23 protein-coding genes are annotated in these 26,737 nt (G+C 60.9%); 12 read left to right on the plus strand and 11 right to left on the minus strand.

The window, feature by feature from the left end; genetic code table 11:
- Positions 1-23: 23 nt before the first annotated feature.
- The gene (chrA, locus tag Q7C33_RS08085; protein ID WP_198795856.1) at positions 24-1,385 is read right to left on the minus strand and encodes a chromate efflux transporter; all 1,362 of its coding nucleotides are present in this window, start codon (positions 1,383-1,385) and stop codon (positions 24-26) included.
- A gap of 122 nt (positions 1,386-1,507) precedes the next feature.
- A complete protein-coding gene (locus Q7C33_RS08090) occupies positions 1,508-2,377 on the minus strand; it encodes an NmrA/HSCARG family protein (RefSeq protein ID WP_407683155.1) in 870 nt (289 codons plus the stop codon).
- A gap of 123 nt (positions 2,378-2,500) precedes the next feature.
- Between Q7C33_RS08090 and Q7C33_RS08095 the strand changes: the two genes are divergently transcribed.
- Entirely contained in the window at positions 2,501-3,376 is an 876-nt protein-coding gene (locus Q7C33_RS08095) for a LysR family transcriptional regulator (RefSeq protein ID WP_198795858.1), read from the plus strand.
- Positions 3,377-3,397: 21 nt separating this feature from the next.
- Here the strand turns inward: Q7C33_RS08095 and Q7C33_RS08100 are convergent, their stop codons facing one another.
- Positions 3,398-3,646 carry a hypothetical protein gene (locus Q7C33_RS08100; protein ID WP_030141654.1) on the minus strand — a complete coding sequence of 83 codons (249 nt, stop codon included), beginning with the start codon at positions 3,644-3,646 and terminating at the stop codon, positions 3,398-3,400.
- 485 nt (positions 3,647-4,131) lie between these two features.
- Between Q7C33_RS08100 and Q7C33_RS08105 the strand changes: the two genes are divergently transcribed.
- From Q7C33_RS08105 to Q7C33_RS08115, 3 genes are all read left to right on the plus strand, one after another.
- Positions 4,132-5,544 (plus strand): acyclic terpene utilization AtuA family protein, encoded by a 1,413-nt coding sequence (locus tag Q7C33_RS08105; protein ID WP_407683156.1) that lies wholly within the window; start codon positions 4,132-4,134, stop codon positions 5,542-5,544.
- Positions 5,544-5,852: a DUF4387 domain-containing protein gene (locus Q7C33_RS08110; protein ID WP_198795860.1), complete on the plus strand. Its 309-nt coding sequence runs from the start codon at positions 5,544-5,546 to the stop codon at positions 5,850-5,852. Before Q7C33_RS08105 ends, Q7C33_RS08110 begins: the two co-directional genes overlap by 1 nt.
- 74 nt (positions 5,853-5,926) lie before the next feature.
- On the plus strand, positions 5,927-7,300 hold the full coding sequence (locus Q7C33_RS08115) for an MmgE/PrpD family protein (RefSeq protein ID WP_407683157.1): 1,374 nt from the start codon (positions 5,927-5,929) through the stop codon (positions 7,298-7,300).
- Between the two features lie 61 nt (positions 7,301-7,361).
- On the opposite strand, the gene Q7C33_RS08120 is transcribed toward Q7C33_RS08115, so the two are convergent.
- Entirely contained in the window at positions 7,362-8,567 is a 1,206-nt protein-coding gene (locus Q7C33_RS08120) for a citrate synthase (RefSeq protein WP_030141650.1), read from the minus strand.
- Between the two features lie 257 nt (positions 8,568-8,824).
- Between Q7C33_RS08120 and Q7C33_RS08125 the strand changes: the two genes are divergently transcribed.
- From Q7C33_RS08125 to Q7C33_RS08145, 5 genes are all read left to right on the plus strand, one after another.
- Positions 8,825-10,114: a CitMHS family transporter gene (locus Q7C33_RS08125; RefSeq protein WP_181286378.1), complete on the plus strand. Its 1,290-nt coding sequence runs from the start codon at positions 8,825-8,827 to the stop codon at positions 10,112-10,114.
- 84 nt (positions 10,115-10,198) lie between these two features.
- On the plus strand, positions 10,199-11,596 hold the full coding sequence (locus Q7C33_RS08130; RefSeq protein WP_407683158.1) for an OprD family outer membrane porin: 1,398 nt from the start codon (positions 10,199-10,201) through the stop codon (positions 11,594-11,596).
- A 30-nt stretch (positions 11,597-11,626) separates the two neighbouring features.
- Positions 11,627-12,643: a phosphoglycerate dehydrogenase gene (locus tag Q7C33_RS08135; protein ID WP_030141646.1), complete on the plus strand. Its 1,017-nt coding sequence runs from the start codon at positions 11,627-11,629 to the stop codon at positions 12,641-12,643.
- Positions 12,640-13,623 carry an alpha/beta hydrolase fold domain-containing protein gene (locus Q7C33_RS08140; RefSeq protein WP_407683159.1) on the plus strand — a complete coding sequence of 328 codons (984 nt, stop codon included), beginning with the start codon at positions 12,640-12,642 and terminating at the stop codon, positions 13,621-13,623. The genes Q7C33_RS08135 and Q7C33_RS08140 overlap by 4 nt, the downstream gene beginning before the upstream one ends.
- A complete protein-coding gene (locus Q7C33_RS08145) occupies positions 13,620-14,873 on the plus strand; it encodes a lipase family protein (RefSeq protein ID WP_407683160.1) in 1,254 nt (417 codons plus the stop codon). Before Q7C33_RS08140 ends, Q7C33_RS08145 begins: the two co-directional genes overlap by 4 nt.
- 5 nt (positions 14,874-14,878) lie before the next feature.
- On the opposite strand, the gene Q7C33_RS08150 is transcribed toward Q7C33_RS08145, so the two are convergent.
- A complete protein-coding gene (locus tag Q7C33_RS08150; protein ID WP_407683161.1) occupies positions 14,879-15,712 on the minus strand; it encodes an SDR family oxidoreductase in 834 nt (277 codons plus the stop codon).
- A 284-nt stretch (positions 15,713-15,996) separates the two neighbouring features.
- On the opposite strand from Q7C33_RS08150, the gene treS reads away from it, so the two are divergent.
- Positions 15,997-18,063 carry a maltose alpha-D-glucosyltransferase gene (gene treS, locus Q7C33_RS08155; RefSeq protein WP_407683162.1) on the plus strand — a complete coding sequence of 689 codons (2,067 nt, stop codon included), beginning with the start codon at positions 15,997-15,999 and terminating at the stop codon, positions 18,061-18,063.
- A 30-nt stretch (positions 18,064-18,093) separates the two neighbouring features.
- Here treS and Q7C33_RS08160 read toward each other — a convergent pair whose 3' ends face one another.
- The 6 genes from Q7C33_RS08160 to Q7C33_RS08185 all read right to left on the minus strand — a co-directional run bounded on the left by Q7C33_RS08160 (position 18,094) and on the right by Q7C33_RS08185 (position 23,369).
- Positions 18,094-18,624: a cupin gene (locus Q7C33_RS08160; RefSeq protein WP_407683163.1), complete on the minus strand. Its 531-nt coding sequence runs from the start codon at positions 18,622-18,624 to the stop codon at positions 18,094-18,096.
- 188 nt (positions 18,625-18,812) lie between these two features.
- On the minus strand, positions 18,813-19,547 hold the full coding sequence (locus Q7C33_RS08165; protein ID WP_407683164.1) for a substrate-binding periplasmic protein: 735 nt from the start codon (positions 19,545-19,547) through the stop codon (positions 18,813-18,815).
- A 25-nt stretch (positions 19,548-19,572) separates the two neighbouring features.
- A complete protein-coding gene (locus tag Q7C33_RS08170; protein ID WP_217859702.1) occupies positions 19,573-20,919 on the minus strand; it encodes a diguanylate cyclase in 1,347 nt (448 codons plus the stop codon).
- A gap of 1 nt (position 20,920) precedes the next feature.
- Positions 20,921-21,691: a substrate-binding periplasmic protein gene (locus Q7C33_RS08175; protein ID WP_217859701.1), complete on the minus strand. Its 771-nt coding sequence runs from the start codon at positions 21,689-21,691 to the stop codon at positions 20,921-20,923.
- Positions 21,692-21,788: 97 nt separating this feature from the next.
- Positions 21,789-22,532 carry a PDC sensor domain-containing protein gene (locus Q7C33_RS08180; protein WP_030141637.1) on the minus strand — a complete coding sequence of 248 codons (744 nt, stop codon included), beginning with the start codon at positions 22,530-22,532 and terminating at the stop codon, positions 21,789-21,791.
- A gap of 102 nt (positions 22,533-22,634) precedes the next feature.
- Positions 22,635-23,369 carry a FadR/GntR family transcriptional regulator gene (locus Q7C33_RS08185; protein WP_198795871.1) on the minus strand — a complete coding sequence of 245 codons (735 nt, stop codon included), beginning with the start codon at positions 23,367-23,369 and terminating at the stop codon, positions 22,635-22,637.
- 277 nt (positions 23,370-23,646) lie between these two features.
- Between Q7C33_RS08185 and Q7C33_RS08190 the strand changes: the two genes are divergently transcribed.
- Together Q7C33_RS08190 and Q7C33_RS08195 are read left to right on the plus strand one after the other, a co-directional pair.
- Positions 23,647-25,140, plus strand: coding sequence for an aldehyde dehydrogenase (locus Q7C33_RS08190; RefSeq protein ID WP_198795872.1), 1,494 nt, complete (start codon positions 23,647-23,649; stop codon positions 25,138-25,140).
- A gap of 61 nt (positions 25,141-25,201) precedes the next feature.
- Complete coding sequence (locus tag Q7C33_RS08195) at positions 25,202-26,680, plus strand: APC family permease (RefSeq protein WP_030141634.1); 1,479 nt, start codon at positions 25,202-25,204, stop codon at positions 26,678-26,680.
- Positions 26,681-26,737 lie beyond the last annotated feature (57 nt).

The following is a 26,737-nucleotide window of genomic DNA, read 5'->3' on the forward strand; positions in this document are numbered from 1 at the left end:
GCCTCTGGAGAATGCTCTGGCCCCTAGCGCATCAGGTGCACGGCCAAGCCCACCAGCGCACAACCGAGCAACACCTGGATCACGCCGCGCTTGAAGCGAAACAGCGCGATCGCCGCCGCCAGCGCAATCAGTGCCGAAGGCCAGTCGAGGCTTCCACTGAATCCGCTTGGCCAGAGCACGTGATAGCCAAAGAAACACGCGAGGTTGAGGATCACCCCGACCACCGCCGCGGTAATCGCGGTAAGTGGTGCGGTGAACTTGAGTTCGTTGTGGGTCGATTCCACCAGCGGGCCGCCCGCCAGGATGAACAGGAAGGAGGGCAGGAAGGTGAACCAGGTCACCAGGGCTGCCGCAACGGCACCCGCCAGGAACACCTGGTCGGCGCCAAACACCTGCGAGACATAGGCGCCGACAAACCCGACGAAAGCCACCACCATGATCAGCGGTCCGGGCGTGGTTTCGCCGAGCGCCAAGCCGTCGATCATTTGGGTCGGGGTCAACCAGCCGTAGTGGCCGACCGCGCCTTGATAGACATAAGGCAGCACTGCATAGGCGCCGCCGAAGGTCAGCAGGGCAGCTTTGGTGAAGAACCAGCCCATCTGCGTCAACGTGCCTTCCCAGCCGAACAGCGCGGTGAGCAAGCCCATCGGCAGGCTCCACAACAACACACCCAGCATCGCCAGGAAGGCGAGCCTCGGCCAACTGAAACGGGCGTGATCGGGGGTGGGCGTTTCGTCATCGATCAGGGCCGGGCCGAACGACTTTTTCGCGGCGCCATGCCCGCCGACCTGGAATTTCTCCGGTGCCAGGCGGCCACCAACGTAACCAATGCATGCGGCGCCCAGCACGATCAGGGGGAAGGGCACGTTGAACGCGAAGATCGCCGTGAACGAAGCCGCGGCGATGGCCCACAGCCAATTGTTCTTCAATGCCCGCGAACCGATTCGATGCGCCGCCTGAACGACGATCGCCGTGACAGCGGGCTTGATCCCATAGAACAGGCCGGCCACCACCGGGACTTCGCCGAAGGCGATGTACATCCAGGACAGCGCGATCAGGATGAAGAGCGAGGGCAGGACGAACAGGGCGCCGGCGACCACGCCGCCCCAGGAACGATGCATCAGCCAGCCGATGTAGGTCGCCAATTGCTGGGCCTCGGGCCCGGGCAGCAACATGCAGTAGTTGAGCGCGTGGAGGAAGCGTCGCTCGGAGATCCAGCGTCGCCGCTCGACCAGCTCCTGGTGCATGATCGAAATCTGCCCCGCGGGGCCGCCGAAACTGATGAAACCCAGTTTCAGCCAGAACCAGAAGGCAACGCGCAAGCTGATGGGCTCAGGTCTCGGAAGATCGGTTTCGACGGCAGATTTGGCAAGCTCGGGATTCATGAGGGACAGCTCGGAAAAATGAGATGTCGCTACAGTATCGGTTCATCGAAAAATGGGAAGCTAATTGTCGGCCGCAGTGGAAAGCAATGGCTTCCCACCGGCAGAACACAACACCTGAGCATTCAGGCGTTGCCGACAGCCTCGCGGACAAAGTCTTCATAAGTGCGCAGCGGCCGGCCCAGGATGGCTTGCAGTCGCTCGACCGTCCCTTCTTCTGCGTTCATGCCGAACCTTTGGATACCGGCCATCATCAGGCGCATGTCATAGGCCAGCCAGCCCGGGCCGAACGAGGCCATTTGCGCTTCGAAGGCGGCCACGTCGTCGCCGCCATAGGCGACTTCGCGACCCAGGGCTGAATGCCAGGTCTGCGCCACGGAGGCGCCGGTCAAGGCGTGCGGGCCGACCAGTTCCAGCGTGACGCGCCCAAGCGCAGCAGGCGCCCGGTCGCGCCGCAGCAACTCGGCGACGGCGACGTCGGCGATGTCGCGCACATCGACCATCGAGACACCCGCCGAGCCGATCGGCATCGGGTAGACCCCGTAGTCCTGGATGGTCTGCTGGACCATGAGCTCGTTCTGCATGAAGTACGCCGGGCGCAAGACAGTCGCCGGAATGTCGAGACTGTCGATCATGCGCTCCACCGTGTGCTTGCCGGTGAAGTGCGGAACATTAGTGAATTTGTCGGCGTGTATGACCGACAGGTAGACAATGCGCTCGATGCCGGCCTCACGGGCCAGGTTCAGCGCGATCAATGCCTGTGTCACTTCGTCGGGCGTGACGGCATTGAGCAGGAACAGCGTGCGCACCGAGGCAAGGGCTGCGCGCATCGAGGTTACGTCCGTCAGGTCGCCGACGACTTCGGTGACGCCTGCCGGAAACTCCCGCTTGGCGGGCTGGCGCACCAGCGCTTTTACATCGGCGCCTTGCTCGGCGAGTCGTGCGGTGATGAGTGAACCAATGGTGCCGGTGGCGCCTGTGATCAAAATGCTCATGGATGAATCTCCTGTCGCGGCTATCAAGGGGGGATTTCGATTGCAGTGAGCAGACGATAGGCCGTTGCAGAGGTAAAACGAAGACGCCAGAATGCAGACACCTCGTTTCAAAAGTGGAACACCATGAACCTGAACGCGTTGATCGATTTTGCGCTGGTCGCCACCCATTCAGGATTGGGAAAGGCCAGCCGTGCCAGCGGCCGGTCGAAAGCTACGCTGTCGCGCCGCATCGCCGAGCTGGAAGAACAATTGGGCGTCAGGCTGATCGAGCGCAGTGCCCGGGGACTGAAGCTGACCGAAGCCGGCGAAATGCTGATCGCCCGGGCCGAAGGTCCGTTGGGCGAAGTCGTCGAAGCCATGACAGCGGCCCAGGAAGGCGTCTCGACGCCGCGTGGGCGTTTGCGAGTGGCGGCTCCGGTGTTGTTTTCGCAACTGGCGATGGGGCGCATCGGGGCGGAGTTCTGCGCGGCTTATCCGCAGGTGTCGATCGAAGTGCTGGCGGAGGATCGCCTGGTGGACTTGGTCGAGGAGCAATTTGACGTCGCCATCCGGATCAACCCACGCCCGGACAGCAATCTGGTCGGGCGCTGCTTCGCCAAGGACCGGTTGGTGGTCGTGGCCGCGCCTGGTGTCGCCAAGCCAGAACCCGGCGCAGTCAGCGCCGTTCCCGCTATCGTGTTCTCCAACTTCCAGCCGACCCAGTGGAACCTCGACGATGGGCGCCTGATCCTGGAGCCGATCCCCAGGCTCTGGTTTTCCTCGTTCCTGATGATTCGCGACGCCGCGGTGGCCGGTGGTGGAGCGGCACTTGTTCCGCAGTCCATTGCCTGGAGCCAACTGGCCCGTGGGGAATTGGTTCAGTGGGGGACAGTGTCGACGGTCGAAGCGCAGCTTTGGGTCCTGCACACGTCCAGGCGCCTGGCCGCTCCGAAAGTCCGGGCATTCGTCGATTTCATGTGCGCCCGGTACCCGGACATGTCGCTGGTACTGGAGGGATGACGCGAAGCGTTTGCGCCCAACTCAGGGTAGAGGCTGCTCCTTGACCTTGGTTGAAACGACCGCGTCGTAACTTCCAACGGGTTTCACTTCGTTGGAAACCCATAGCCGCTCGCTGCGGCACTTATATTTAACGCCTTTGCGCGGCGTTATGTCCTTGGCCGTTTCAATGCAGATTTCCCTGGATGCGTAGGTCGGCCCGGTTTTTCGCTCTTCCACACAGCCTTCCATGCCACTACAGATCGTCATGACAAGAAAATAGACAGTCATCATCCTAATGTTGCTCCATTGAGCGATGCGGTTATTACGTCCTGTGTCAGCGCGGTTTGGCGCCTGAACGCACAGCGATTTCCCGGCGGATGATGAGCCTGCCTTCAAACCTTCAGCAATGGGACGCCTGTGCCATCTGTCGGGAAAATGGCACCTTATTTAAAAGTTTTTACATGTGGGTGTTTGGTGACGGATTGTTGGCGCCATGAAGGGCGCTTTTATGCGATTTCAGGGCTGGATCCGGCTTTGGCACCGATTCAAAAAAATGCCCTGTCATATAAGAAAAACCCTTCCACGCCAACGCGTTTTATCTGCCATTCGACGGATCTTTGTGTTGGTCGATAGTTCCAGGGAAAGTTGCTTGGGAAAGTCCCTTTGATAAATACCTGATGGTGTTTTTTTAGGACTATGTGGACAAAATCTGTCCACTTGTCAACGTAATTACAACCCCTATTATTGGCCCACTGAGTCGCCAAGAAGAGGGTGTTATGGAGCAGTTATTTGAAGGTTGCGTAAAGGTAATCGTTCCCTGTGGTTCTTTGGGAGCAGGTGTTCGCGAAGAAGAAATTGAATACGGGTTGGCGGCAGGGGCCCAAGTCATTGCCACGGACGCAGGTTCCACGGACAGCGGTGCGGCCTATCTCGCACTTGGGAAGTCCAAGAACAATCGCGGTGCAGTCAAGCGCGACCTGACCATTCTAATGAAGGCGCAGGCTAAGTCCGGTGTACCGATTATTGTGGGGACCGCGGGGCAGGCGGGCGGCGATCTCAATCTGGATTGGACGCGGGATATTGCCGTGGAGATCGCTCGGGAGTTAGGCGTGTCGCCGAAGATTGCGCTCATTTATTGCGAGCAGGACAAGCAGACAATTAAACGCTTGAATGCACAAGGTCGTATCAAGCCGCTCCCACCTCATACCGAGTTGGACGATGAGACGGTGGACAGTTGTGAGCACATTGTTGCGGCACTCGGTGTAGAGCCCTTTCTCGCTGCCCTGGATGCAGGCGCCGATATCATATTGGCCGGCCGCTCGACCGATACCGCAGTCATCGGCTGCTACCCCATCTGGAAAGGCGCGCCTTGGGGCCCGTCGTGGCACGCAGGCAAGACCGGGGAATGTGGCGTGCAGTGTGCCGTCAACCCGACGCTGGGGTCGGGCATCTTGTTGAGCGTCGACGCGAATGGCTTCGAAGTCGAGCCGCTGAGCCAGGACAACCAGTGCACGCCCCACAGTGTCTCGGCCCATATGTTGTACGAGAACAGCGACCCGTTTCGGTTGCTGGAGCCCGGCGGCATCTTGAATGTTGCCGATGCGCGCTACACCGATTTGAATGGCCGTGCTGTCCGGGTAGAAGGCTCGCGGTGGGAACCCATGCCGTACACCATGAAGTTGGAAGGCGCCGCGGCCGGTATGTATCAGACCATCATGTTGGTGGGCGTACAGGACCCCGACGTGCTCAAGGATATTGACGGTTTTCATGATCGTTTGCTGGACGCGCTCTATAAAAGAACCCGGCAATCCATTCCGTCCGAGGAGTTGGGTGAATTTCATATTTCCCTGCGGATGTATGGATGGAATGCTGTTACCGGTGTAAAGCCCGCCGCTGGAACATTGCCGCCACCTGAAATAGGCATGTTATTTGTGGCAACGGCCGCCACTCAGGAAATGGCCAATACCATTGCTCACGCCTGTAATCCTTATTTCTTCCATTATCCAAGTGTCATGGGCAAGGAACTGCCGTCCTACGGATTTGCCTTTACGCCGGCTGATATACCTCGCGGGCAGATATTTGAATTCAAATTGAATCATGTGGTGCAACTTGAAGATCCTTTGGAGTTGGTCCGCTTGGCGTGGATTGATTTATCGGATAGATCGATGGCTGTTAAGGAGCTTGCATAATGACCAAGTTGCGTGATGTCTGCCGACATGTGCGATCCAAACAGGCGGGACCGTTCTGGATCACGTTCGATGTCTTTTTCAACGGGCGCGAGAGTTTCGAGCGCTATAGCGACTGCGCGGCGCTGTCCCCGGCGCAATTCGCAAGTCTCTACGGAGCTGATCCCGAACGGGTCAAGCGCATCGCCGTGCCCGACCTGGAAATGGTCAAGATTTCCTATCCCCGTACAACGCCCCAAGGCGGAATGGTCGAGCGGGACATGCACGCCGGCCAGCAATATGTGCGCCTGCTCGATGTGGTGATCGACTGAGGCTGCGGTGCCCCGCGCTTTGACATAGTCGCCTCATGGACGAGGCCCATTCAATTCAACCCCCTGAGGTCATCATGACGGACTCGACCGTTGCGAGGCGGCTCGCGCGCTACGCCTGCGAATTCCGGGAGCAGCGACTGCCCGAAGACATCATCAAGCTGGTACGCCAGCGTTTTATCGATAGCCTGGCGTGCGTGCTGGGCGCCTACGGGGCTGATCCGGTCAAGGCAGCGTTGTGTTACGCCGCCGCGAATACGGCGCAATCCTCCAGCGTATTCGGCACCCGCCTCAGGACGACAGCCGAAATCGCCGCCTTCACCAACGGCCTGATGGTTCGTTTCCTGGACTACAACGATGGCTACATGGGCCTGGAGCCCGGCCACCCGAGCGACAACATCCCGGCCTGCCTGGCGCTGGCGCAAGCCGAAAACGCAACCGGCGCCGCGCTGGTCTCGGCCATCGTCCTGGCCTATGAAATCCAGATGCGCCTGCAGGATGCGGCCAGCTTGAACAAGCGTGGCTGGGACCACGTCAACTACATCAACGTCGCGATGGCCGCAGCGGCTTCCAACCTGATGAAGCTGGACGTGGTGCAAACCGAGCAAGCCATCAACATCGCCCTGAGTGGGCACCTGGCAATGCGCCAAGTGCGCAGCGGTTCGCTGTCCGATTGGAAGGGCTGTTCCGCAGCCAATGCGGCGCGCAACGCTATTTTCGCAGCGCAGTTGGCGCGTCATGGCATGACAGGGCCGTCGCCGGTGTTTGAAGGCGAGATGGGCTTCTTCAAACAGGTTTCGGGGCGATTCGAGCTGGATGTTGATCGTTTCGGTACACCCGACAACGGCGACTACGCCATACGCCGCTCCCTGACCAAGACGTTCCCCACCAACGGCGAGCTGCACACCGCCGTCTGGGCGGCGCTGGATATCCGCAAGCGGATTGACGGTGTGAAGGACATTGTCGCGATTTCAATCGAAACGTCCGAATTCAACCGTCGAGTGCTCGCCGATACCCCTGAGAAATGGTTGCCGAGAACCCGCGAAACGGCTGACCACAGCTTGCCTTATAACGTCGCCCGGGCGTTGCTGGACGGTGACATCTCAGTCGGCTCCTACGCCGCTGAGAAGATCGCCGACCCTGCGGCGATTGCCTTGATGGAGAAGACCAGTGTCGTCGAGGACCCGGCGCTGACGGCGCTGTTCCCACGGCACCTTGCCAACCGTGTTCGCGTGACCCTGGTTTCCGGCGAGCAAGTGGTGAGCGAGATGATCACCGGGCCCGGATCGGTAGAAACGCCGATGACCGATAGCGACTTCGAACGCAAGTTCCGGCGTATGGCGATGCCTCATATCGACGCATCGGCACAGGCCGCAGTGCTTGGGTTCGTGGCGAGGCTTGAAGATCAAACCGAGTTCGAGTCGTTGTTTATGGCGATGGCTGTTTCCTAGGGTTTGTACGAAAAGTGCCTGCGCTCCAATGGCATCGCCAAAAGGAGCGCCCGAGGCGGAATCAGCGGCGTCCGGTATGGGTCGCCGTTGGCAACATCCCGGTGTAGCGAGCGCGAGGCCGGCCCTCGTGGTGCTGGTTGTATTGCTCACTGGCGTGGGCAATCCAGCCGATGGAGCGTCCTACGCCTCCCAATGAAATTTCCTGCCCGTGCAATCCCAGTTTCCTGCCGATGAAGCTCACCATGAGAATGAATTCCGGTGGGTACGCAACGAGCTCCGAGGCCACCGAAAAAGCCTTTTGCAGCTTGATGAACTCGCTGTCGCCATCGAAGGCAGCGGTCAGCGCGGCCAAGAGATTGCTGGCCCGCGGGTCGTTGATCGAGTGGACGTTGGGGCCGAATCCGACGATGTGTCCGTCCTGGTTGTAGCGCTGCAAGATCGGCCGCGTAGGGTCTACGGCGGTACAAATCTCTTCGATCATCCGGCTGGCTGCCTCATTCCTGCCATAGGCGACCTTATGGCCCCGTGCGGCGGCGAGTGCGGCGATAACGGCGTAGTACGGGGTGGCGCCGGTCGTGGCGGCGACGCGGACGCTGTGGGTGGTGTGGTCCAGCTCATGGTCGATACTGAGGATCAGCAGGCGACGAATCAGATCGGCATGGGCGGGCGGGGCACCGCAAGACCGGGTGATGAACTCGTGCAAGGGTTGCGTGCTCGGCTCGGTCGCCCCTACGACCAGCGCGGCAAACCATCTCACGACATCGGCGCCTGTACGGGCGTAGCTGTCGGGGGATAGGTCGAACGCCTTGGGGTTCTCTCGCTGAACCAGGGGGAAAAGCGCGATGGCTTTTTCCTGGGCGGACATATGCTCATAAATCTTCAGCAGTTGGACGCTGTCCTTCGGGGCCCGAGGCAGCGACTCGCCGAATGCCGAAGGCACCTGCCAGATCAATTCGGCCACCTCTTCGACCGTTGCGCGTTCAGCGAGCTCGACGACGTCATGGCCGCGATAAAAAAGCCCATCATCGGTGATCAGCGTAATTGCACTGTCCGACGGCGGCGAGCGTTTTGCCACGGGTTTCTCGGCCGCCGGGACTTTCACCAGCCGCTGGATATCCTCGGCCCAATAGCGACGTTTGGGCGTCCCGGCGATCTTGATGGAGCGAATATTCTTGCGGCTGACGTAGGCGTACAGCGTTGGCAGGCTGACCCGGAGCAGGGCGGCCGCCTCGTCTGCGGAGAGGTAAAGGCCTTCTTGTTCTGGCATGACGGGCCCACTCAAGTTGATTGAAAGGCGTACATGTTTATTAGATATGCCGTCATGTCGTCAATGTGTATTGGCGGAAAAATCCCAGTCTGGGTTTGTGAGGCGACTGACGGCTGATAAGCCCGATCCAGCCGGGATGTTGACGAAAAAAATCAAGATTTACAGGGTTTCACCCCCTATGTAGATTTCGGCTGCGCAAGAGATGTTCACATTGATTTCGATGCATCGATAAAAATAATAACGAAAAGGTGAAACGCATGGCTTGGTTAGGTTTCGCAATGGTCGTCACGTTTATGGCACTGATCATAAGCAAGCGGCTTTCTGCTGTGACGGCACTTATCCTGATTCCGGTTGCCTTCGGGCTGGCCAGTGGGGCAGGACCGGAACTGGGCGGGATGGTGATGAATGGCGTGAAGCAAGTAGCGCCCACCGCATTGATGCTGATGTTTGCAATCCTGTATTTCGCAATCATGTTCGACGCTGGGCTCTTCGAACCCGCCGTGCGACGCATTCTTCGCTACGTAGGCAATGACCCCCTTAGAGTGGTACTTGGCACTGCACTGCTGGCCACGGTTATTTCTTTTGATGGGGATGGCGCAACGACGGTCCTGATCGTAACGACCGCATTCCTGCCGCTTTACCTGCGCCTCGGAATGAACCCGCTTATTCTGGCGTTGATGCTCTTGCTGACAAACACGGTGGTCAACCTGATTCCGTGGGGAGGGCCGGTCGCCCGCGCCGCCAGTGCACTTCACCTCGATGTGGCGCAGATGTTCCTGGGGTTGGTGCCGGCAATGTTCGCCGGACTTGTCTACGCGTTTCTCGTGGCGTTCTGGATAGGCCGCAAGGAACGGCGCCGCTTGGGATGGACGCCCGGTACCCAGGACGCCGCACCGGAGGAGGCCGCGTTACCGACCGTGCAGAGTGAAACCCATCGACCGAAACTTTTCTGGATCAACCTGGCGCTTACCGCCGGCCTCATGTACTCGATGGCGACAGGGCTGGCACCTTTGCCGATGTTGATGATGGTAGGGTTTTCCCTGGCGCTGTTGATCAACTATCCGCGCCTGGCGGAGCAGAAAGCGAGAGTCGCGGCTCACGCGGAAAGCGTGCTGATGGTGATCGCGCTTATATTTGCCTCAGGTGCCTTCACGGGGATTTTGTCAGGCACCGGGATGGTCGACGGCATGTCAGAGAAAATCGTCCAGCTGATTCCCGAGGGCGGTGGCCAATACTTCGGCATCATTACCGCACTGGTTGCCTTGCCGCTTAACTTCCTGCTGTCCAATGACGCATTTTTCTTCGGTATCTTGCCGGTGCTCGGGGCAGCGGCTGCCGAATACGGCATCGACCCGATGCATATCGCGCGCGCGGCGGTGCTGGGGCAACCGGTCCATGCATTAAGCCCATTGGTTGCGGCGGTTTATCTCATTAGTGGAATCATCAAGCGTGACATGGGCGATATGCAACGCTATTGCCTGCTCTGGGCCATAGGCAGCAGTCTTGTCCTGATTATAACGGCCGCTATGACGCGGGCAATTATCTGATCAACTAGTTCACTGCGCCGAAGTTTCAAGGACGCCTGTTCGCGTCTGCTCACGTCAAAATAAAAATAATAGATGAGGTGGTCGATGAAATCGATTAACGCCGTCGCTATGACGTTGCTGTCGACATTGTGTGTGTCTGATGTTTGTCTTTCAGCAAGCATCAGTAATCCAGACAGGTTTCAGCATGAAGGCAAGTTGAATGCGTATCTTCGTTCGATGTATATCAATACGCGGATATCCAATGACTTGATTGAAGACCGTTTTGAAGGATTTCCCGACGGTGCCGAATTGGGAGGGACAGGGATCGGCGCGATCCTGGATTACAACTCCAGTTATTGGGCCGGGGTCGTCGGGTTTGACGCGTCGTTGTACGGCGTGGCGATGATCGATTCGAAAGATAACGGTCGAGACTTGTTTGACGACTCCGATGGTACTAACGGCGGCTTCGCCAAAATCGGACAGGGTTATTTCAAACTGCGTTATGAAGGGGACGGTTGGAACGCCGACTCCCAGATAGGCCGGGGCCGGTTCGATGCGGGGACGTTGGTCACTCTCGATACTCGGATTGTGCCGGGTTCCTATCAGGGCGGCCGGGCCCACCTGAATTTCACCAACATGGGTATTGGCCCGCTACCCGGTACGCTGGGGTTCGAAACCGCGTATATCAACCGTACTTCGCCTCGGGACCGGGAAGAGTTCGAGCACCTGCTGAGCCAGACGGGGGAGGAAATAAAGGACCTGTATACCTACGGCATCAATTACGATTTGAAAGCCGTTGAATTGGGTTACGCCCATGGCGTGGCGCGGGATTTCAATGAAAACACCCGTTATGGGCTGACATTGAAAGCACCCCTCGGCGACAAGGCCGGTGTGGTATTGGACACTCAATATTACCAATTCAAAAAAGCCGGGCGAATCTGGGAGCGTGATTGGGAGGCCGGCGAGGCCGCTTATGATGATGACGCGAGCTGGTTGAATATCAACTTGGGTTTATTGCTCGATAAGTTGCGTCTGGGCGTTTCGTTTTCCGAGACAAATGCCAAGTTGAGCAATGGGCAACTGGGTTACGCCTATTTCGATCATGGCGACAATGTCGACGGCAGGATGGACGCCTGGACGCGCTCCGGTAATGACTTCAATAACCATGGCGAGCGCACTTGGCAACTAGGTGCCGAATATGACCTGGGCGGGCATTCGTTATTGGGAACATCGCTGGACGGTTTTAAAGTCATGGCTATCTATAAACAAGGCGCGTTTGACGCCACCGATCCTTTCAGTGGTCGCCGAACCGATGTGCATGAACGGCAGAACGAATACCGCCTCTATTATCGCTTCGACGAAAAGGAATACGCCGGACTTTCAGTGGGTTTGATTTATCTCAACTACCGGATTGACCAGGACTTTGTCGCACTTGTCTCCGCGCAACCCGACAACGTCGTGAGCGGTTCTGAGGCGCGGGTCTATCTGGATTATGCATTTTGACCGTTGAACCTATATACCGAGAGACCGGTGATGCTTAAATCTCGTCATAACGTAGTGGTTACACAGCGATTCTTCGACTCAACGGCTGCTGATTTCCTGGACCACCATGGTTGTAATGTCGTGGTCGCGGACCTGCCGCCGGGACAAGCCGATGGCGACTTGAGCGAATCCCAACTGATCGGGCTCCTCGCCGACGCCGACGCTTGGATTGTCGGCCACGCGAATATCACCGCAAGTCTGTTGAGCAGGTTACCGCGCCTGCAAGTCATCGCCCGGCGTGGCGTGGGTTATGAACGGGTCGACACGGCAGCGGTGGAGGCGGCGGGGAAAGTGGCGACCATCGCGATCGGCGGTAACGACGCCAGCGTTGCCGACCACACCGTTGCGTTGATGCTCGCGGTGTGTCGCCAGCTCAAGCAATGCCAGAAGGGCTTGTCCGCCAATGATTGGTCGATCCCCCTGGGCGGTGATTTGTACCGCAAGACGGTTGGCATCGTCGGCTTGGGCCGGATCGGCCGGGGCGTGCTGCAGCGCTTGTCCGGGTTTGAGGTGAAACCGCTGATCCACACCTCCCGCCCCGACAGCGCTCAAGCCGAAGGTAGCGTTGTGGACCTGGAGACGCTGCTGAGGGAAAGCGACTTCGTCACGCTCCATGCGCCGCTCAATCCCGCAACCCAGGGGATGATCGATGAGCGGGCGCTGAAATGGATGAAGCGTTCCGCGGTGCTGATCAATACCGCAAGGGGCGGGTTGGTACGCGATGCGGAACTGCTCAAGGCCCTGACGGAAAAGCGACTGGCAGGGGCGGGGCTCGACGTCTTTGAAAGCGAGTCCAATCCCGCGCTGTCGCCCGTTACTGAACAACTCATCCAACTGCCGAACGTGGTCGTGACGCCCCATGTCGGGGCCTCGACGGTCGAGGGGCTCAACCGTACCAATCTGATTGCCGCCCAATGTGTTGTGGCTGTGCTGGAAGGGCGCAGCCCACCCGGCCATTGCGTTATCGCGGACGGGCGTCGAACCGTCGCACAGGGTGAACAGCCATGAGTCCTGGCGAAAACCTGCCAGCGGGCTCACGCCCGCCGGTTCATCCTGACTTGCTGGCAGTGGCGGCGTCGTTGCGCGAGGCCGGCCTGCTGCCTGTGGTTCATGGCGATGTGCAAAGCGTCCGGGCGCAGTTGGAACGGATCAATGCCTGGGCGGCGCAACCCAGCGTCGCTCTGAGCTACGAGCGCACGTTGGGGTTTTCCGTTGACGGTCGGACGGTGCCGTGCAAGCTCTATTGGCCGGAGGGCGATGAGACGCCTTGCCTGATGTTCTACTGCCACGGCGGCGGATTTCGCCATGGCTCACTGGCCGGTTGGGATGCACCGCTGCGACAGTTGGTTCGCGACAGTGGCCTGGCGGTGCTCTCCATCGACTACGCGTTGTCGCAGGAGTATCGCTTTCCCGTGGCGTTCAACGAGGTGGTGGCAATCGTCAGCCGTGTCATCAAGCTGGGGACAATCACCGATTGCCCGGTGCGCGGCTACGCCATGGGCGGCGATTCGGCAGGCGCCAACCTGGCCTTGGGGGCTGCGATAGCGTTGCGCGATTCGGGGATTGATGCGCTGCGGCAGTTGTTATTGTTCTATGGCAGCTTCTCGCGGGACATGAGCTCCGTTTCGTGGCAGAGGCTGGGTGGGTACGGAGGACAGAACCTGTCGGTCGAGACCATGAGCGCCTACTGGGCAAGCTACCTGGCCAATGACGAGGACGACTGGCGGGTTCAGCCAATCATTGCTGATCTGACAGGGCTGCCGCCGGCACGGTTGGTGGTCGGCGAGCTGGACCCGTTGTTGGATGAAAATCGCGAACTGGCGCAGCGGTTGAGAGACGCGGGGGTGGCGACGACCCTGCGAGTCTTGCCGAACATGACTCACGGTTTTGTCCGTTTCAATGAAAGGGCGCCCGTCGCCCGCAGCGTCATTGCCGAGCAGGGCAGCGCCTTGCGTGCGGCGCTTTCCAGGGAGGCGAACCTCCCATGAAGCTTTTCCGAATCGTGGCCTTTGCCTGTGCCTGCCTAGGAGCGTCCGTTGCCATGGCCGCCGGCACGCTGCCGGTCGGGCCTGCCGCAGGGGATACCGAGCTGTCGGCCTTCTATCGCGGGCCTGAGGCAATGCCCGCGTTGCCCGGCGTACTGCTGAGAAGCGAGAGCATGCCAGTGCAGGCACAGATGCCTGCTGCCGCGCAGGCGTTGCGACTGCTCTACAGTTCCACCGACGAGCGCTGGCATTTCGGTTTCGTTGCGGTCAGTGGCGCGTTGTACCTGCCGACGGGCAATCCCCCCGCCGAAGGCTGGCCGCTGCTGGCCTGGGCCCACGGCACGCTGGGGATCGCCGACGCGTGCGCGCCTTCCTGGACGGGGCTGCGCGAGCGTGACGCAGCGTATATCAATCGCTGGCTGGCGCATGGCTTTGCTGTGGTCGTGACCGACTACCAAGGCCTGGGCGGGCCGGGACCGCATCCTTATACGTTCTGGCAAGCCGAGGGACGCTCCGTCCTCGACTCGATTCGCGCAGCCCGCGCCATCCGGCCAGGGCTGATTGCCAATCGCACGTTCCTCGCCGGTCAATCCCAGGGCGGCGGAGCGGCGTTGGGCGCGGCCATCCTTGCCACAAGCTACGCGCCGGAGCTGCCTATCCTGGGCGCGCTGCTGACGGCGCCGAACAGCACCTTTCCCCAAGGCCCCATTTCGCTGCCACCGCGCCAGTCCAACACCGTGTTCCTGGCGCTGGCGTCCGGCGGATTACGCGACGACGGACCGCGAGTAGAAGACATCCTGACCGCCAAGGGTCTCCAATTGCTGGAGGCCGCCCGGCAGGGCTGTACCCGTGACATCGCGATCAAGTCCAAGGCATTGCAGATCAGTTCGTTTGCCGAGCTGTTGACCGTCACCCCAGAGACGCTGAGCGCCCTTCGTATCCCGACCACCGACATGCCGCAGGCATCCATCGCCTTCCCGCTGTTCATCGCCACCGGCCAGGCTGATCGGACGATTACCCCGGAGCGGCAGTACGCGGTCGCAGCGGCGTTGTGCGCCGCCGGCAACGCAGTCACTTGGCGCACGTATGAGGGCCTGGGGCACGACGGGGTACTGCATGGTTCGCTGGAAGATGCCTTCGCCTTCGTCGGGGCCCGACTGGACGGGCAGGGCTATGGCGCCAATTGCACGACCCTGCGGAGACCCGGTCCGCCCGGTGAAAGAGACCCTGATGCGCCGTTCAATGACGATTGAGACGTTCAGGCCTTCGCGTCGATGTCTGCGGAGAACGTCACGTGCCTGTATTTCTCCAGCGACCGGATTCGCTCGGCGAGTGCTTCGCTGATGGAGGAATAGGCTGTGCTGCCCAAGGTCAGGCGCAGCGGCGGATGGGTCATGTCTGCCGCGTTGATCAAGGCCTCGACGGTTTTGCCTGCGTCGCCCTTGACGGCGAAGGCACCCGTGGCCAATGCCCGGCGGACCTCTCCAGCCGGGGTGGCTTCATAACAGGCCATGGGCGTGGTGCGATCCAGCCCTTCGGCGAAATGGGTGGCGGTGGGGCCAGGCTCGATGATGACGAAATCGATCGCGAACGGCGCAACCTCCTTGGCCACGGACTCGACGAACCCTTCGATCCCCCATTTGGTCGCGTGATAAAGACTGAAGCCCGGATAAGCGATCTGGCCGCCCTCCGAGGACACCTGGACGATACGGCCACCCCCTTGGGCGCGCAGATGCGGCAGTACCGCGCGGATGAGGTGGATGGAGCCGGTGAGGTTCGTCGCGAGTTGGCGTTCGATCTGCTCGGGGCTGGCTTCTTCGGCGGCGCCGAACAGCCCGTAGCCGGCATTGCTCACGATCACGTCAATCCGTCCGGCTGCTTCGAACGCTTGTGAGACAACCGCAATGATCGCCGCTGTGTCGGTGACGTCGAGTGTCAGTATCTGCAAGTGATCGCCGTGCAGCGCCAGCAAGTCGTCCAGCGCACCTTGCTTGCGCAGCGTGGCGATGACACGGTCGCCGCGTTCGAGCAACTGCTCGCAGAGAAGACGACCGAGGCCGGTGGATGTACCTGTAATCAACCAAGTTTTCATCGTGCACTCTCCTTGGACATACCCTGTGGGAGCGAGCCTGCTCGCGAAGGCGGTGGGTCAGGCATGAGGTGTGGGCAGAAAGGACCTCTTCGCGAGCCTGCTCGCTCCCACATTTGTCCAGGGGAGGCCTTTCAGAGTTCACGCCGAACAGACCGTCCGGCGAATGACAACCGCCCTCTGTCCCAATGCAACGAATGCCAGGCCAAGGCCTCTGATGACTAACGAGCCGCAGCTTTGAACCCCAGGACTGCTGCGTTTTTTCATCTCGACAGGTGATTGTTTACATGACGATGGCTGAGAAAAACCATATTGACTGGCTGGTCGAACAATCGATGCTCAAGGCTGCGAGGCAGCGGGCCAAGCTCTATTCGGGGCAGGGACGTCTATGGCAACAGCCCTTCGCGCACACCCGGCCCCGCGACGCCTCGGCGCTATCCTCCGTGTGGTTCACCGCGTACCCGGCTTCCATCGTCACCCGGGAAGAGGGCACGGTGCTGGAAGCGCTGGGGGATGAAACCTTGTGGCATGCGCTGTCGAAAATCGGTATCCAGGGCATCCACAACGGCCCGCTGAAGCAATCGGGCGGCCTGCGCGGCGCCGAATACACGCCGACCATCGACGGCAACTTCGACCGCATCAGCTTCGACATCGACCCGGAATTGGGCACAGAGGCCCAGCTACAGGCATTGACGCGCATGGCCGCCGCCCACAACGCGGTGGTCATCGACGATGTCATCCCGTCCCATACCGGCAAGGGCGCGGACTTTCGCCTGGCGGAAATGGCCTATGAAGATTATCCGGGGCTCTACCATATGGTGGAGATCCGCGAGGAAGACTGGCCGCTGCTCCCGGAGGTCGAGGAGGGGCGTGATGCGCAGAACCTCACCGCGCAACAGGTGGATGCCCTGCGCGACAAACACTACATTGTCGGCCAGTTGCAGCGGGTGATTTTCTTCGAGCCCGGCGTCAAGGAAACCGACTGGAGTGCGACTCCTGTCGTCATAGGCGTCGATGGCAAGCCGCGGCGTTGGGTCTACCTGCATTATTTCAAGGAAGGCCAGCCGTCGTTGAACTGGCTCGACCCAAGCTTTGCCGCGCAACAGATGATCATCGGCGATGCGCTGCACGCCATCGATTGCATGGGCGCGAAGATCCTGCGCCTGGACGCCAACGGTTTCCTTGGCGTGGAACGCAAGCTCGACGGTACCGCCTGGTCCGAGAGCCATCCGTTGTCGATCACCGGCAACCAGTTGCTCGGCGGTGCGATTCGCAAGGCCGGAGGTTTCAGTTTCCAGGAACTGAACCTGACCCTCGATGACATCGCCGCCATGTCCCACGGCGGGGCGGACCTGTCCTATGACTTCATCACGCGCCCGGCCTACCAACACGCGTTGCTGATGGGCGACACCGAATTCCTGCGGTTGATGCTGCGCCAGATGCACGCCTTCGGCATCGATCCAGGGTCGCTGATCCACGCGTTGCAGAACCACGACGAATTGACCCTGGAGCTGGTGCATTTCTGGACGCTGCACGCCCACGACACGTACCTGTACCAAGGCCAGACGTTCCCCGGCAGCATCTTGCGCGAGCACATTCGCGAGCAAATGTATGAGCGCCTGTCCGGGGAACACGCCCCGTACAATCTCAGGTTCGTGACCAACGGCGTGTCCTGCACCACGGCCAGTATCATCACCGCCGCGTTGGGCATTCGCGACCTCGATACGATCACCGCCGCCGATATCCAGCAGATTCGCCAGGTCCATCTGTTGCTGGTGATGTTCAACGCCATGCAGCCGGGCGTGTTCGCCTTGTCGGGCTGGGATCTGGTGGGAGCGTTGCCGTTGCCGGCGGAGCAGGTCGAACACCTGATGCGCGACGGCGACACGCGCTGGATTCATCGCGGTGCCTATGACTTGGTGGACCTCAATCCGGAGGCGCCGTTGTCGGCTGGGCAGATGCCCCGGGCCAGGACGTTGTACGGCAGCCTGCCAAGTCAATTGAAGGATCCGGATTCGTTCGCCTCGCAACTGCGCAGGATCCTGGCCGCACGCCGGGCCTACGACATCGCGGCGAGCCGGCAGATACTGATTCCGGACGTCGAGCATCCGGGGTTGCTGATCATGGTCCACGAGCTGCCGGCCGGCAAAGGCACGCAGATCACCGCGCTGAACTTCGGCTCGACGCCGATCACTGAAACTCTGCACCTGCCAGGTATCGCACCGGGACCGGTGGTGGACATCATCAATGAGCGGGTCGAAGGGGATCTCACGGACGAGGGCGAGTTCACCATTACCCTGGATGCGTTCGAAGGGCTGGCGCTGCGGGTGGTGAGCAGTTCGCCGATGATCTAGGACGGACGATGAGCGCGATGGGGTGAAATCTCAGTGGGGATCCGACCAGTACCGGGTAACGCCACCCTCGCTGCCTAGCACCGGATCCCGATCAGGAAACGGCAGCGTGTCGATGGCCGCGAGTTGCGCCTCGTTCGGCGCTTCGCGGCGGATGTCGGCCTCCTGGCCGGGCGGGTATGCCCCGACCACCAGGAAATCATCGCTGGCGCCCAGGTTGCAATGTCCGGTGCCGACGGGCAGCAGCAATACATCGCCGGCCTTGACCTCGAGGACTTGCCCATCGGGCCCGCCGAGCATCAGGCGCGCCTGGCCGCTGGCGACGCCCAGGGCTTCGTGGCCCTGGGTGTGGTAGTGATGGAAGTCGTAGATCCCGTAGCGCCATTGCGGCGGCCAGCCGTTGGCGCGAAAGACCTCTTCGATGCGGGTGGCCAGGTCGCCTGCCTGGCTGGTCATCGCATTCCGATAAATGATCACGGGCAGGCGCGGGTTGTTGGGCACCCAGTCGTTACGCTCCAGCATCAGCGTCTGTATGGCATCCGGCATTGTGTTCAGCGCGCTCATCGAAAGTCTCCACCGCAGGTAGCAAAACCCGGACAGTGGGAGCGAGCCTGCTCGCGAAATCGGTGTGTCAGCGCCCGTCGATGTCGCATGGGCCGACGTCTTCGCGAGCAGGCTCGCTCCCACTGGCATGTGAAGGTCTGGACGGGTTTTCGATAGCAGAGTTCAACGCCGCTGACCGCTGTCGCCCGTCAGCGTTTTTCCTTCATGATGCGCTCCACCTCGCCCGAAGCCTTGAGTTGCTCGAACGCGCGTTGGGCCTTGGCGACGGTTTCGTCCGGCGTGTTCAGGCTGAACGCCAGGTAGACCCGGTGGGGTTGTTCATCCAGTGAGTAGACTTCCTCCAGCAGGTTGAAATCCATCTGGGCATCCTGGCTCATCAGGCGTGCGGTGTTCTCGGGCATCGGCACCAGTTGCACCTGATGATTGAGCAGCTTCTGAAAGTTATCGTGGTTGTCCGCCGACACGACCAATCTCTTGAAGCCGCGATCCTGCAGGTAGATCTGCTTGGCGTCGTTGCGCACCACACCGATGCTGTACTGCTTGGCCTCTTCGAGATTACCGATCCTGATGGGTTCGGCGTCTCGCAGTTTGTAGAGCCGGCTGGTGGAACGATGGATTTCACCGACCCATTTGAACAGTTGCTCCCGGGCCGGCGTGCGGTCGAGGGGGAAAATCAGTACGTTGGGCTCGCGCAGGGCCATTTCGTAGGCCCGTGCCCAGGGATACAGGGTCATGTGGAAATCGCCGAGGTCGGCGTTTTTCAGCGTGTCGGAGGCAATGTGGATGCCGGGGCCAACCAATTTGTCGTCGAGCAGGTAGGCGTACAGCGAGTCTTCGGTGACGACTTCGATGGTATCGGCCTGGCTTTTGACGGTGACCAGGGCCAGCAATACGAACGCGTAGAGCATCAGGTGGTGGCGCATACAAACCTCGTGGCTGGCGTTGTGTTCAGAGGGAAACGCGGTTGCGCCCCTGGTGCTTGGCCCGGTACAGCGCCTGGTCGGCGCGTTGCATCAGTTGATCGAAATGGTCCATGGCTTCGGGGTCCAGTTGGGCGACGCCGATGCTCAAGGTGACGAAAGGGGAGACCGATGAGCCGCTGTGGGGCAATTGGCGTTCGGCCAGTGCGGCGCGCAGCCGTTGGGCCGCATCGCAGGCCTGCTGCGTGTCCACGTTGGGCAGCACCACGACGAACTCCTCGCCGCCGATCCGCGCGGTCAATTCGCCGGAGCGCCCGTACACCTCACGCAGGGTGTCGGCGATCTGTTGCAGGCATTGGTCGCCGTTCACGTGGCCGTAGGTGTCGTTGTAGATCTTGAAGAAATCCACGTCGCACATGAGCAGGGCCAGGGGCGTCCGATGGCGGATGGCGCGGTTGAATTCAACTTCCTTCAACTCGTCGAAATGACGACGGTTGGCCAAACCCGTCAAGGCATCGTGGCGCGACAAGGTTTCAAGGGCGTCGTTGGCGGCCTTGAGCTCTGCGGTACGCGCCTCGACCAGCTCCACCAATTGGTCGCGGCTGGCGGCAATCGCCAGTTCGTCCGTGCGCTGGCGCTCCAGGTGTGCGCGGAGGTTGTCCTGCAGTTCGTTGACCTGGGATTCCAGCAGGCTCAGTTCATCCTGGCGATTGACCGAGCGCTGCAGCTTGAGGTGACGCTGGAGCGTCTGCGGCGCGAGCGCGCCCAGATGCCGGGCGATGTGCACCACATGAATGGTCACCAGGCGATTGAACATGGTCATCACCAACCCGGCCAGCAACATGGATTGGATGATCTGGGTGATGACGATGCTGCGTGCTTCTCCCCAAAGACGCTCCCACAGGAGTCGGTTGTCGCCTTCGATGGTCAGCTCGCCGACTTTTTCATGGGCGCCCAGGTAGGGTTCGGCGACAAGCTCGCGATGCAGCACCGGCGCCGCACCCGATGCGGCACCGGAGGCGTAGCGATTGAGCTCGATGATCTCCGGTGATCGACCGGGCCGCAGGATGTTCAGCACCACGCGTCCGACGGGCGCGGCGCTCGCGACACTGGTGAGTTGCTTGTCCAGGGATTCGCGATCCATTTCCCAGATCGCATGGGCCAAGGTGTCCCGGAACACCTGGTCGATCAGTCCCAGCTCGGAGTTCATCTCCGCCAGGTTGTTCTCCCACGCCAGCCAGGTTCGCCACGTCACCATTGCCAGGGTGAACAGCAGGCAGAACAACAAGGTCGCGAGCACCAGCCTCCGCCCGAGCGAGCTGAGTGCCTTGGCCTGTGGTTGCACGGACGGAGACGGGCGGAATCTACCGTCCATTTCACAACCACTTGCGCGCGATGGCATCGTAGACACCGTTGCGACGAATGGCCTCCAGGCCGGCGCGGAATTTTTCCACGGTCTGCGGCGGCGTCTTGCGGCTGAACGCCATGTTCAGGCCGTCGGCGCTGCTGAGTTCGGGCAGGGGCAGCGACTGGATCAGGACTTTGTCCGGATCTTCGCCATTCTGGCGGGTCAGGTACAGCGCGTTGAGTTCGTTGGAAATCCACAGCTCTACGTGATCGACCTTGAGCTTGCGGTAGTTGTGTTCGTACTTGGTGCTGGACTGCAGTTCCTCGCCGATGCGAAAGCCCTTCGAGACCAGGTATTGTTCGCCCACGTCCTGATTGACGGTCGCAATCTGGTGCCCGTGGGCGTCGGCCAGGGAGTTGAGTTTCACCGGCCGGTCGGCCAGCGAGTAGATGTACCACTTGGTCGGAGCGATGGCGCCGATCCACTGGAACAGCGATTCACGCTCAGGCGTGCGCACGATCGAATAAATCAGGACGTTGCTTTCATTGAGCGCCAGTTCGTAGGCCCGCGCCCAGGGCATAGGCTGGATCGATGCTGTCATGCCGACTTCCTTGAGCACGGCCTCGACCACCTCGGTGCTCATGCCAGTCACGCGCCCGTCCTGCGTCATGTTGTAGGGCGGCAATTCCTCGGTGACGATGCGCAGCGGCGGCTCTGCCGCGATGGCCAACGCCGATCCCCCTGCAACCAGGAGCATCAGGACGCCGAACATCAGTAAGCGATTAAGCTGCCAAGCCATTGATCATTACCCTATGCAACCAGCAGAGCCGGGCGAGGCCTGAGGGCCTTCGTCACTGAGGTTATCGGCTGGGCCAGGGGCTGCTTGAGGGCCGTGGTCAAATTCGTGGGGCGGGCCGTTCCACCACGCTCCAATAGGACGACGTATCGATCAGGCTCAACACCCGGCTGTGTTCCATGTCCTGGTTCAAGGTGTCGCGGATCAGATCGCCGGCCAGCCAGCTCGACGTGTTGGCGGCAAGCACCCGGCCCTCGGCGTTGAGCAGCAGCGCTTCATTGCTGATCCGCATGAGGCTGCGCACCAGCAAGGGCTCCAGGGAATGCAGAGAGATATCGGCAGCGGCGACGCCGATGAAACGATCATCGAAGAAGATTGGCAGCGAAAACGCCACGATGTACTGCTCGGTGCCATACAAATCGACAAAAGGCCCTTCGATGGACGGCCGGCGGGTTTGCTGGGGACGGGTGTACCACGGCATGTGCAGGTAGTCGTAGAAGCGATCGCTGCGGCTGTTGAGGTTCAGCTTCAGCGGCTGTATCGCTTCCTGCTGGGTGCGACACCACCATTGCAGGTGCATCTCGCAATCCTTCAGTTCCCCCGGCGCAAAGACCACGCCGGCGCCGTGGAACTTGAGGCTTTCGGAGTCGAGGATCCGCCGGACGACCGCCAGCAGCGGCTTGAGATCGCCTTGGTCGGGTTGCTTCGCCTTGCACCGTTGCTGTTCCCAAATGCTCGATACCTGGGCACCCAGTGCCTCGAGGCCTTTGAAGACGTTACTAATCGAAGCGTTGATCAGCGCTGCGCATTGGGTCAGTTCGTGTGCCGACATTTCATTGGCCATGGCTCTACCTCATGACTCGGAGGGTATGCTGCGGGAGGCAGGCGACGCGGGCTGGACGTCGAGCTGCAGGGCGAGTCATTCGTTCAGCAAGTTCTGTTCCAGTCATCCGGCGTCCTGCGCCATCTGTTGCAACCGCACGCTGCTCAAGCGGCGGATGCCGCGGGCCACATGGGCTTCGGCAAGGGCGCCGGCCAGGTTGCTGTCGTTGGCAATGATGGCTTCGAGGATGGCCCGGTGTTCGCGTTCAATGGCTTGGGGATCCGGCTGGCCGGCGAACGGCAGCCACAGCAGTTCGCCCAGTTCGGCTTGCAAGCGCGCCTCGCTGTGGGTCAGGCGCACGGACTGCGCCGCCACCGCAATCTCGATATGAAACCGGGCATCGGCGCGTCGCCGCTCTCGACGCTCCTTGGCGTTTGCCAAGGCCTCGATGAAGCCGTCCAGCCGCGCATGTTGCTCCGGGCCGGCACGCTGGGCCGCCAACCGGGCGGCAGCACCTGAAATTGCACAGTGTTCATCGGCCAGGTCGCGCAACTGCAAAGTGCTGATTTCCCGCAACTGGTCGAACAGCGCCTCCTCCGAAGTCACGGGCGCGGCGCAGATGAAACTCCCGCCGTTGCGACCGCGCCGGGTTTCGATCACCCCGCGCTCGCGCAACGCCGCCAGGGCATCGCGCAGCGTGACCGTAGCAACGCCGAGCTGGGTGGACAGGCTGTTTTCGCTGGGCAGCTGTTCGCCCTCGACGAGCAGCCCGAGGTCGATCATTTCAATCAGGCGACGGGTGACGGATTCCGTTTTCCCTTCCTGGTTGACGCGTATGAGGCTCGATGTGGGGCTCATGGTCGATTCATTCATAAACGGGGTCATTGACACCTGTGGCAAGCGTCCGATGTGGCGTCAAGCGCGAACGGTTCCGCGTGTGCTTAAAAATTCTATTTCAGTTTTTAATCCGCTTTCGTCTCTCGGACGCCTGGGGATTCTAGGGATCCTGGGCACTGCAAGTCAAAGAATCGTACCTTTATTCGTATCGGCGGGGGTTCTCAGGGTCTAAAAGATATGGTTCCATAGGTTTAAGCGAGCCCAGATCGCATCATCGAACCCAGGAGCACCCTTCACCATGAGTCACATGAGCCGAGCAGAGTGGGAAACCCGAGCCAACGCGCTGGACATCGAAGGACGTGCCTTTGTCGACGGACGCTATGTGCCGGCCTGTTCAGGGGCGACCTTCGATTGCATAAGCCCAATCGATGGGCGTTTGTTGGGCGCGGTTGCCAGTTGCGATGGGGCAGATGCCGACCTGGCGGTCGCCAATGCCCGGTCGGCCTTCGATTCGGGCGTCTGGTCGCGCCTGGCACCGGCGAAGCGCAAGGCGGTCATGCTGCGTTTTGCCGATCTGTTGGAGGCCCATTCCGAGGAATTGGCGTTGCTGGAAACCCTGGACATGGGCAAGCCGATCAGCGATGCGCTGGCGGTGGACCTGCCCGGTTCCATCGACAGTATTCGCTGGTGTGGCGAGGCCATCGACAAGATCTACGATGAGGTCGCCGCCACGGCGCCTGACCAACTCGGCCTCGTGACCCGCGAACCGGTTGGCGTGGTGGCGGTCATCGTGCCGTGGAATTTCCCGCTGATGATGGCGTCGTGGAAACTGGGACCGGCGCTGGCGACCGGCAACTCGGTCATCCTGAAGCCCTCGGAGCGTTCGCCGCTGACCGCCATCCGTATCGCCCAGTTGGCCCTGGAGGCGGGTTTGCCGGCGGGTGTGCTCAATGTTCTTCCGGGTTACGGCGGCACCGTCGGCAAGGCGCTGGCCCTGCACCGTGACGTCGACACCCTGGCGTTCACCGGTTCGACCCAAGTGGCCAAGCAGCTCTTGGTGTACGCCGGCGAATCGAACATGAAGCGGGTCTGGCTCGAGGCCGGCGGTAAAAGCCCGAACATCGTGTTCGCCGACGCGCCCGACCTGCAGGTCGCTGCCGAAGCGGCGGCCGCCGCCATCGCCTTCAATCAGGGCGAAGTCTGCACCGCCGGTTCACGTTTGCTGGTCCAGGCGTCCATCAAGGCACGGTTCGTGCCGATGGTCATCGAGGCGCTGAAGGCGTGGAAGCCGGGCCATCCACTCGATCCCGATACCAATGTCGGCGCGCTGGTGGACAGCCGTCACCTGGAAGGGGTGTTGCAACGTATCCAGGGCGGGCAGGAGGAGGGCGCGCGGTTATTGCTGGGCGGGCGCGTGGCGTTGGAGGAGAGCGGTGGCAGCTACGTCGAGCCGACGCTGTTCGACAATGTCAGCAATGGGATGAAGATCGCTCGGGAGGAGATCTTCGGGCCTGTTCTCTCGGTGATCGAATTCGACGATGCCGAGGAGGCGGTGCGTATCGCCAATGACACGCCCTATGGGCTGGCGGCTGCGGTCTGGACGGCTGACCTGTCCCGTGCCCACAACGTCGCCCGTGCGCTCAGGGCCGGAAGTGTCTGGGTCAACCTGTACGACGGCGGCGACATGATGGCGCCGTTCGGTGGCTACAAGCAGTCCGGCAACGGCCGCGACAAGTCCTTGCATGCCTTCGACAAATACACCGAGATCAAGGCCACCTGGATACAGCTCTAAGCGCTGGGATGCGGCCTGTTCGACGCTTACAACAACAATTTTCCTGCTGAAGGATGGTGAAATGAACAGCTCGATGAATGCCTCGGTGGCGGTGGACCAGGATGCGGAGCAACTCCGTGCGCTGGGATACACCTCGAATTTTGAACGCAGCATGAGCCTGTGGCAGAACTTTGCCCTCGGCTTCACTTATCTGTCGCCGGTGGTCGGCGTCTACACCTTGTTTGGTTTGTGCCTGGCGGCCGGCGGGCCGCCGATGTTCTGGTCCTACCTGTTGGTGGGGTTCGGCCAGATGCTGGTGTGCCTGATTTTTTGCGAAGTCGTGTCCCAGTATCCGATTTCCGGTGGCGTCTACCCGTGGGCCCGGCGCCTGGTGGGCAAGAAGTGGGCGTGGATGGTCGGATGGATCTACGCCATTTCGCTGTGCGTCACCATTGCGGCGGTGGCGCTGGGGGCCGGTCCCTATATCGCCAGCCTGCTGGGTTTCGAACCTTCGCCGGTCACCAACACCCTGGTGGCCCTGGTGCTGACCGCCGCCGCGACGGTCTTGAACCTCAGCGGCACCAAGCTGCTGGCACGGGTGGCAATGTTCGGCTTTCTCTGTGAGTTGGTCGGTGCCCTGGTGATCGGCGGCTACCTGTTGATTTTCGAGCGTCACCAGCCCTTGAGCGTGCTGTTCGATACGTTTGATATTTCCATCGACGGGGCCTACTGGCCGGCGTTCCTCGCGGCTTCCTTGGCGGGGATGTTCCTCTACTACGGTTTCGAAGCCTGTGGCGACGTTGCCGAAGAAACACCGAACCCCAGCCGCCAGGTGCCCAAGGCGATGCGCATGACCATCTGGATCGGCGGCGCCGCTTCGATCTTCGCTGCGCTCGCCTTGATCCTCGCGGTGCCTGATATCGCCGCGGTGATTTCCGGACAGGACAAGGACCCGATGTCGACGATTTTCGGCGCGGCGTTCGGCCCGGTGATGTCCCGGGTGGTGATGGGCGTGATCACCGTCTCGTTCGTTTCCTGCGTGCTGAGCCTGCAGGCCTCGGCCAGTCGTCTGCTCTACGCCTACGCCCGGGATGAAATGCTCATGGGCAGCGCGACGCTGAAAAAACTCTCGCCCAAGACCCACGTGCCGACAGCGGCGTTGCTGGTCTGCGGTGTGCTGCCGGCGATCATCGTGTGCGTTGGCTTCTACTTGCAGAACGCCGTCGCGATGGTGGTGAGTTTTGCCGCCATCGGCATCTACCTGGCCTTCCAGATGATTGTCAGCGGTGTGCTGTATGCCCGCCTGCGTGGCTGGAAACCCCAGGGCCAATTCACCCTCGGACGTTGGGGCTGGATCGTGAACATTGCCGCGCTCTGCTACGGCGTGTTCGCCATCGTCAACATGTCGTGGCCACGCACACCCGATGCGCCCTGGTACGTGAACTACGGCATCGTGCTGGTGGGCGCCATCGTGATTCTTGCCGGCCTCGTCTACATGGCGCTGTTCCGTCCCTACGAGAAGGGCACGGCCCCCGCTTCAGATGCCTGGAAGCAACGCTAGACGCGCTCGAACGCCTGTCGTTTCCGACGGCAGGCGACACCTCTTGGAAAAGGCTGG

This window comes from Pseudomonas sp. BP11-1-1 (genome assembly GCF_052112105.1).
In the GTDB taxonomy this organism is placed as follows: domain Bacteria; phylum Pseudomonadota; class Gammaproteobacteria; order Pseudomonadales; family Pseudomonadaceae; genus Aquipseudomonas; species Aquipseudomonas alvandae.

Excerpts from the sequence above, each read along its gene's own strand:
- chrA (WP_198795856.1), bottom strand. The coding sequence starts at position 1,385 with ATGAATCCCGAGCTTGCCAAATCTGCCGTCGAAACCGATCTTCCGAGA.
- Q7C33_RS08090 (WP_407683155.1), bottom strand. The coding sequence starts at position 2,377 with ATGAGCATTTTGATCACAGGCGCCACCGGCACCATTGGTTCACTCATC.
- Q7C33_RS08095 (WP_198795858.1), top strand. The coding sequence starts at position 2,501 with ATGAACCTGAACGCGTTGATCGATTTTGCGCTGGTCGCCACCCATTCA.
- Q7C33_RS08100 (WP_030141654.1), bottom strand. The coding sequence starts at position 3,646 with ATGATGACTGTCTATTTTCTTGTCATGACGATCTGTAGTGGCATGGAA.
- Q7C33_RS08105 (WP_407683156.1), top strand. The coding sequence starts at position 4,132 with ATGGAGCAGTTATTTGAAGGTTGCGTAAAGGTAATCGTTCCCTGTGGT.
- Q7C33_RS08110 (WP_198795860.1), top strand. The coding sequence starts at position 5,544 with ATGACCAAGTTGCGTGATGTCTGCCGACATGTGCGATCCAAACAGGCG.
- Q7C33_RS08115 (WP_407683157.1), top strand. The coding sequence starts at position 5,927 with ATGACGGACTCGACCGTTGCGAGGCGGCTCGCGCGCTACGCCTGCGAA.
- Q7C33_RS08120 (WP_030141650.1), bottom strand. The coding sequence starts at position 8,567 with ATGCCAGAACAAGAAGGCCTTTACCTCTCCGCAGACGAGGCGGCCGCC.
- Q7C33_RS08125 (WP_181286378.1), top strand. The coding sequence starts at position 8,825 with ATGGCTTGGTTAGGTTTCGCAATGGTCGTCACGTTTATGGCACTGATC.
- Q7C33_RS08130 (WP_407683158.1), top strand. The coding sequence starts at position 10,199 with ATGAAATCGATTAACGCCGTCGCTATGACGTTGCTGTCGACATTGTGT.
- Q7C33_RS08135 (WP_030141646.1), top strand. The coding sequence starts at position 11,627 with ATGCTTAAATCTCGTCATAACGTAGTGGTTACACAGCGATTCTTCGAC.
- Q7C33_RS08140 (WP_407683159.1), top strand. The coding sequence starts at position 12,640 with ATGAGTCCTGGCGAAAACCTGCCAGCGGGCTCACGCCCGCCGGTTCAT.
- Q7C33_RS08145 (WP_407683160.1), top strand. The coding sequence starts at position 13,620 with ATGAAGCTTTTCCGAATCGTGGCCTTTGCCTGTGCCTGCCTAGGAGCG.
- Q7C33_RS08150 (WP_407683161.1), bottom strand. The coding sequence starts at position 15,712 with ATGAAAACTTGGTTGATTACAGGTACATCCACCGGCCTCGGTCGTCTT.
- treS (WP_407683162.1), top strand. The coding sequence starts at position 15,997 with ATGACGATGGCTGAGAAAAACCATATTGACTGGCTGGTCGAACAATCG.
- Q7C33_RS08160 (WP_407683163.1), bottom strand. The coding sequence starts at position 18,624 with ATGAGCGCGCTGAACACAATGCCGGATGCCATACAGACGCTGATGCTG.
- Q7C33_RS08165 (WP_407683164.1), bottom strand. The coding sequence starts at position 19,547 with ATGCGCCACCACCTGATGCTCTACGCGTTCGTATTGCTGGCCCTGGTC.
- Q7C33_RS08170 (WP_217859702.1), bottom strand. The coding sequence starts at position 20,919 with ATGGACGGTAGATTCCGCCCGTCTCCGTCCGTGCAACCACAGGCCAAG.
- Q7C33_RS08175 (WP_217859701.1), bottom strand. The coding sequence starts at position 21,691 with ATGGCTTGGCAGCTTAATCGCTTACTGATGTTCGGCGTCCTGATGCTC.
- Q7C33_RS08180 (WP_030141637.1), bottom strand. The coding sequence starts at position 22,532 with ATGGCCAATGAAATGTCGGCACACGAACTGACCCAATGCGCAGCGCTG.
- Q7C33_RS08185 (WP_198795871.1), bottom strand. The coding sequence starts at position 23,369 with ATGAGCCCCACATCGAGCCTCATACGCGTCAACCAGGAAGGGAAAACG.
- Q7C33_RS08190 (WP_198795872.1), top strand. The coding sequence starts at position 23,647 with ATGAGTCACATGAGCCGAGCAGAGTGGGAAACCCGAGCCAACGCGCTG.
- Q7C33_RS08195 (WP_030141634.1), top strand. The coding sequence starts at position 25,202 with ATGAACAGCTCGATGAATGCCTCGGTGGCGGTGGACCAGGATGCGGAG.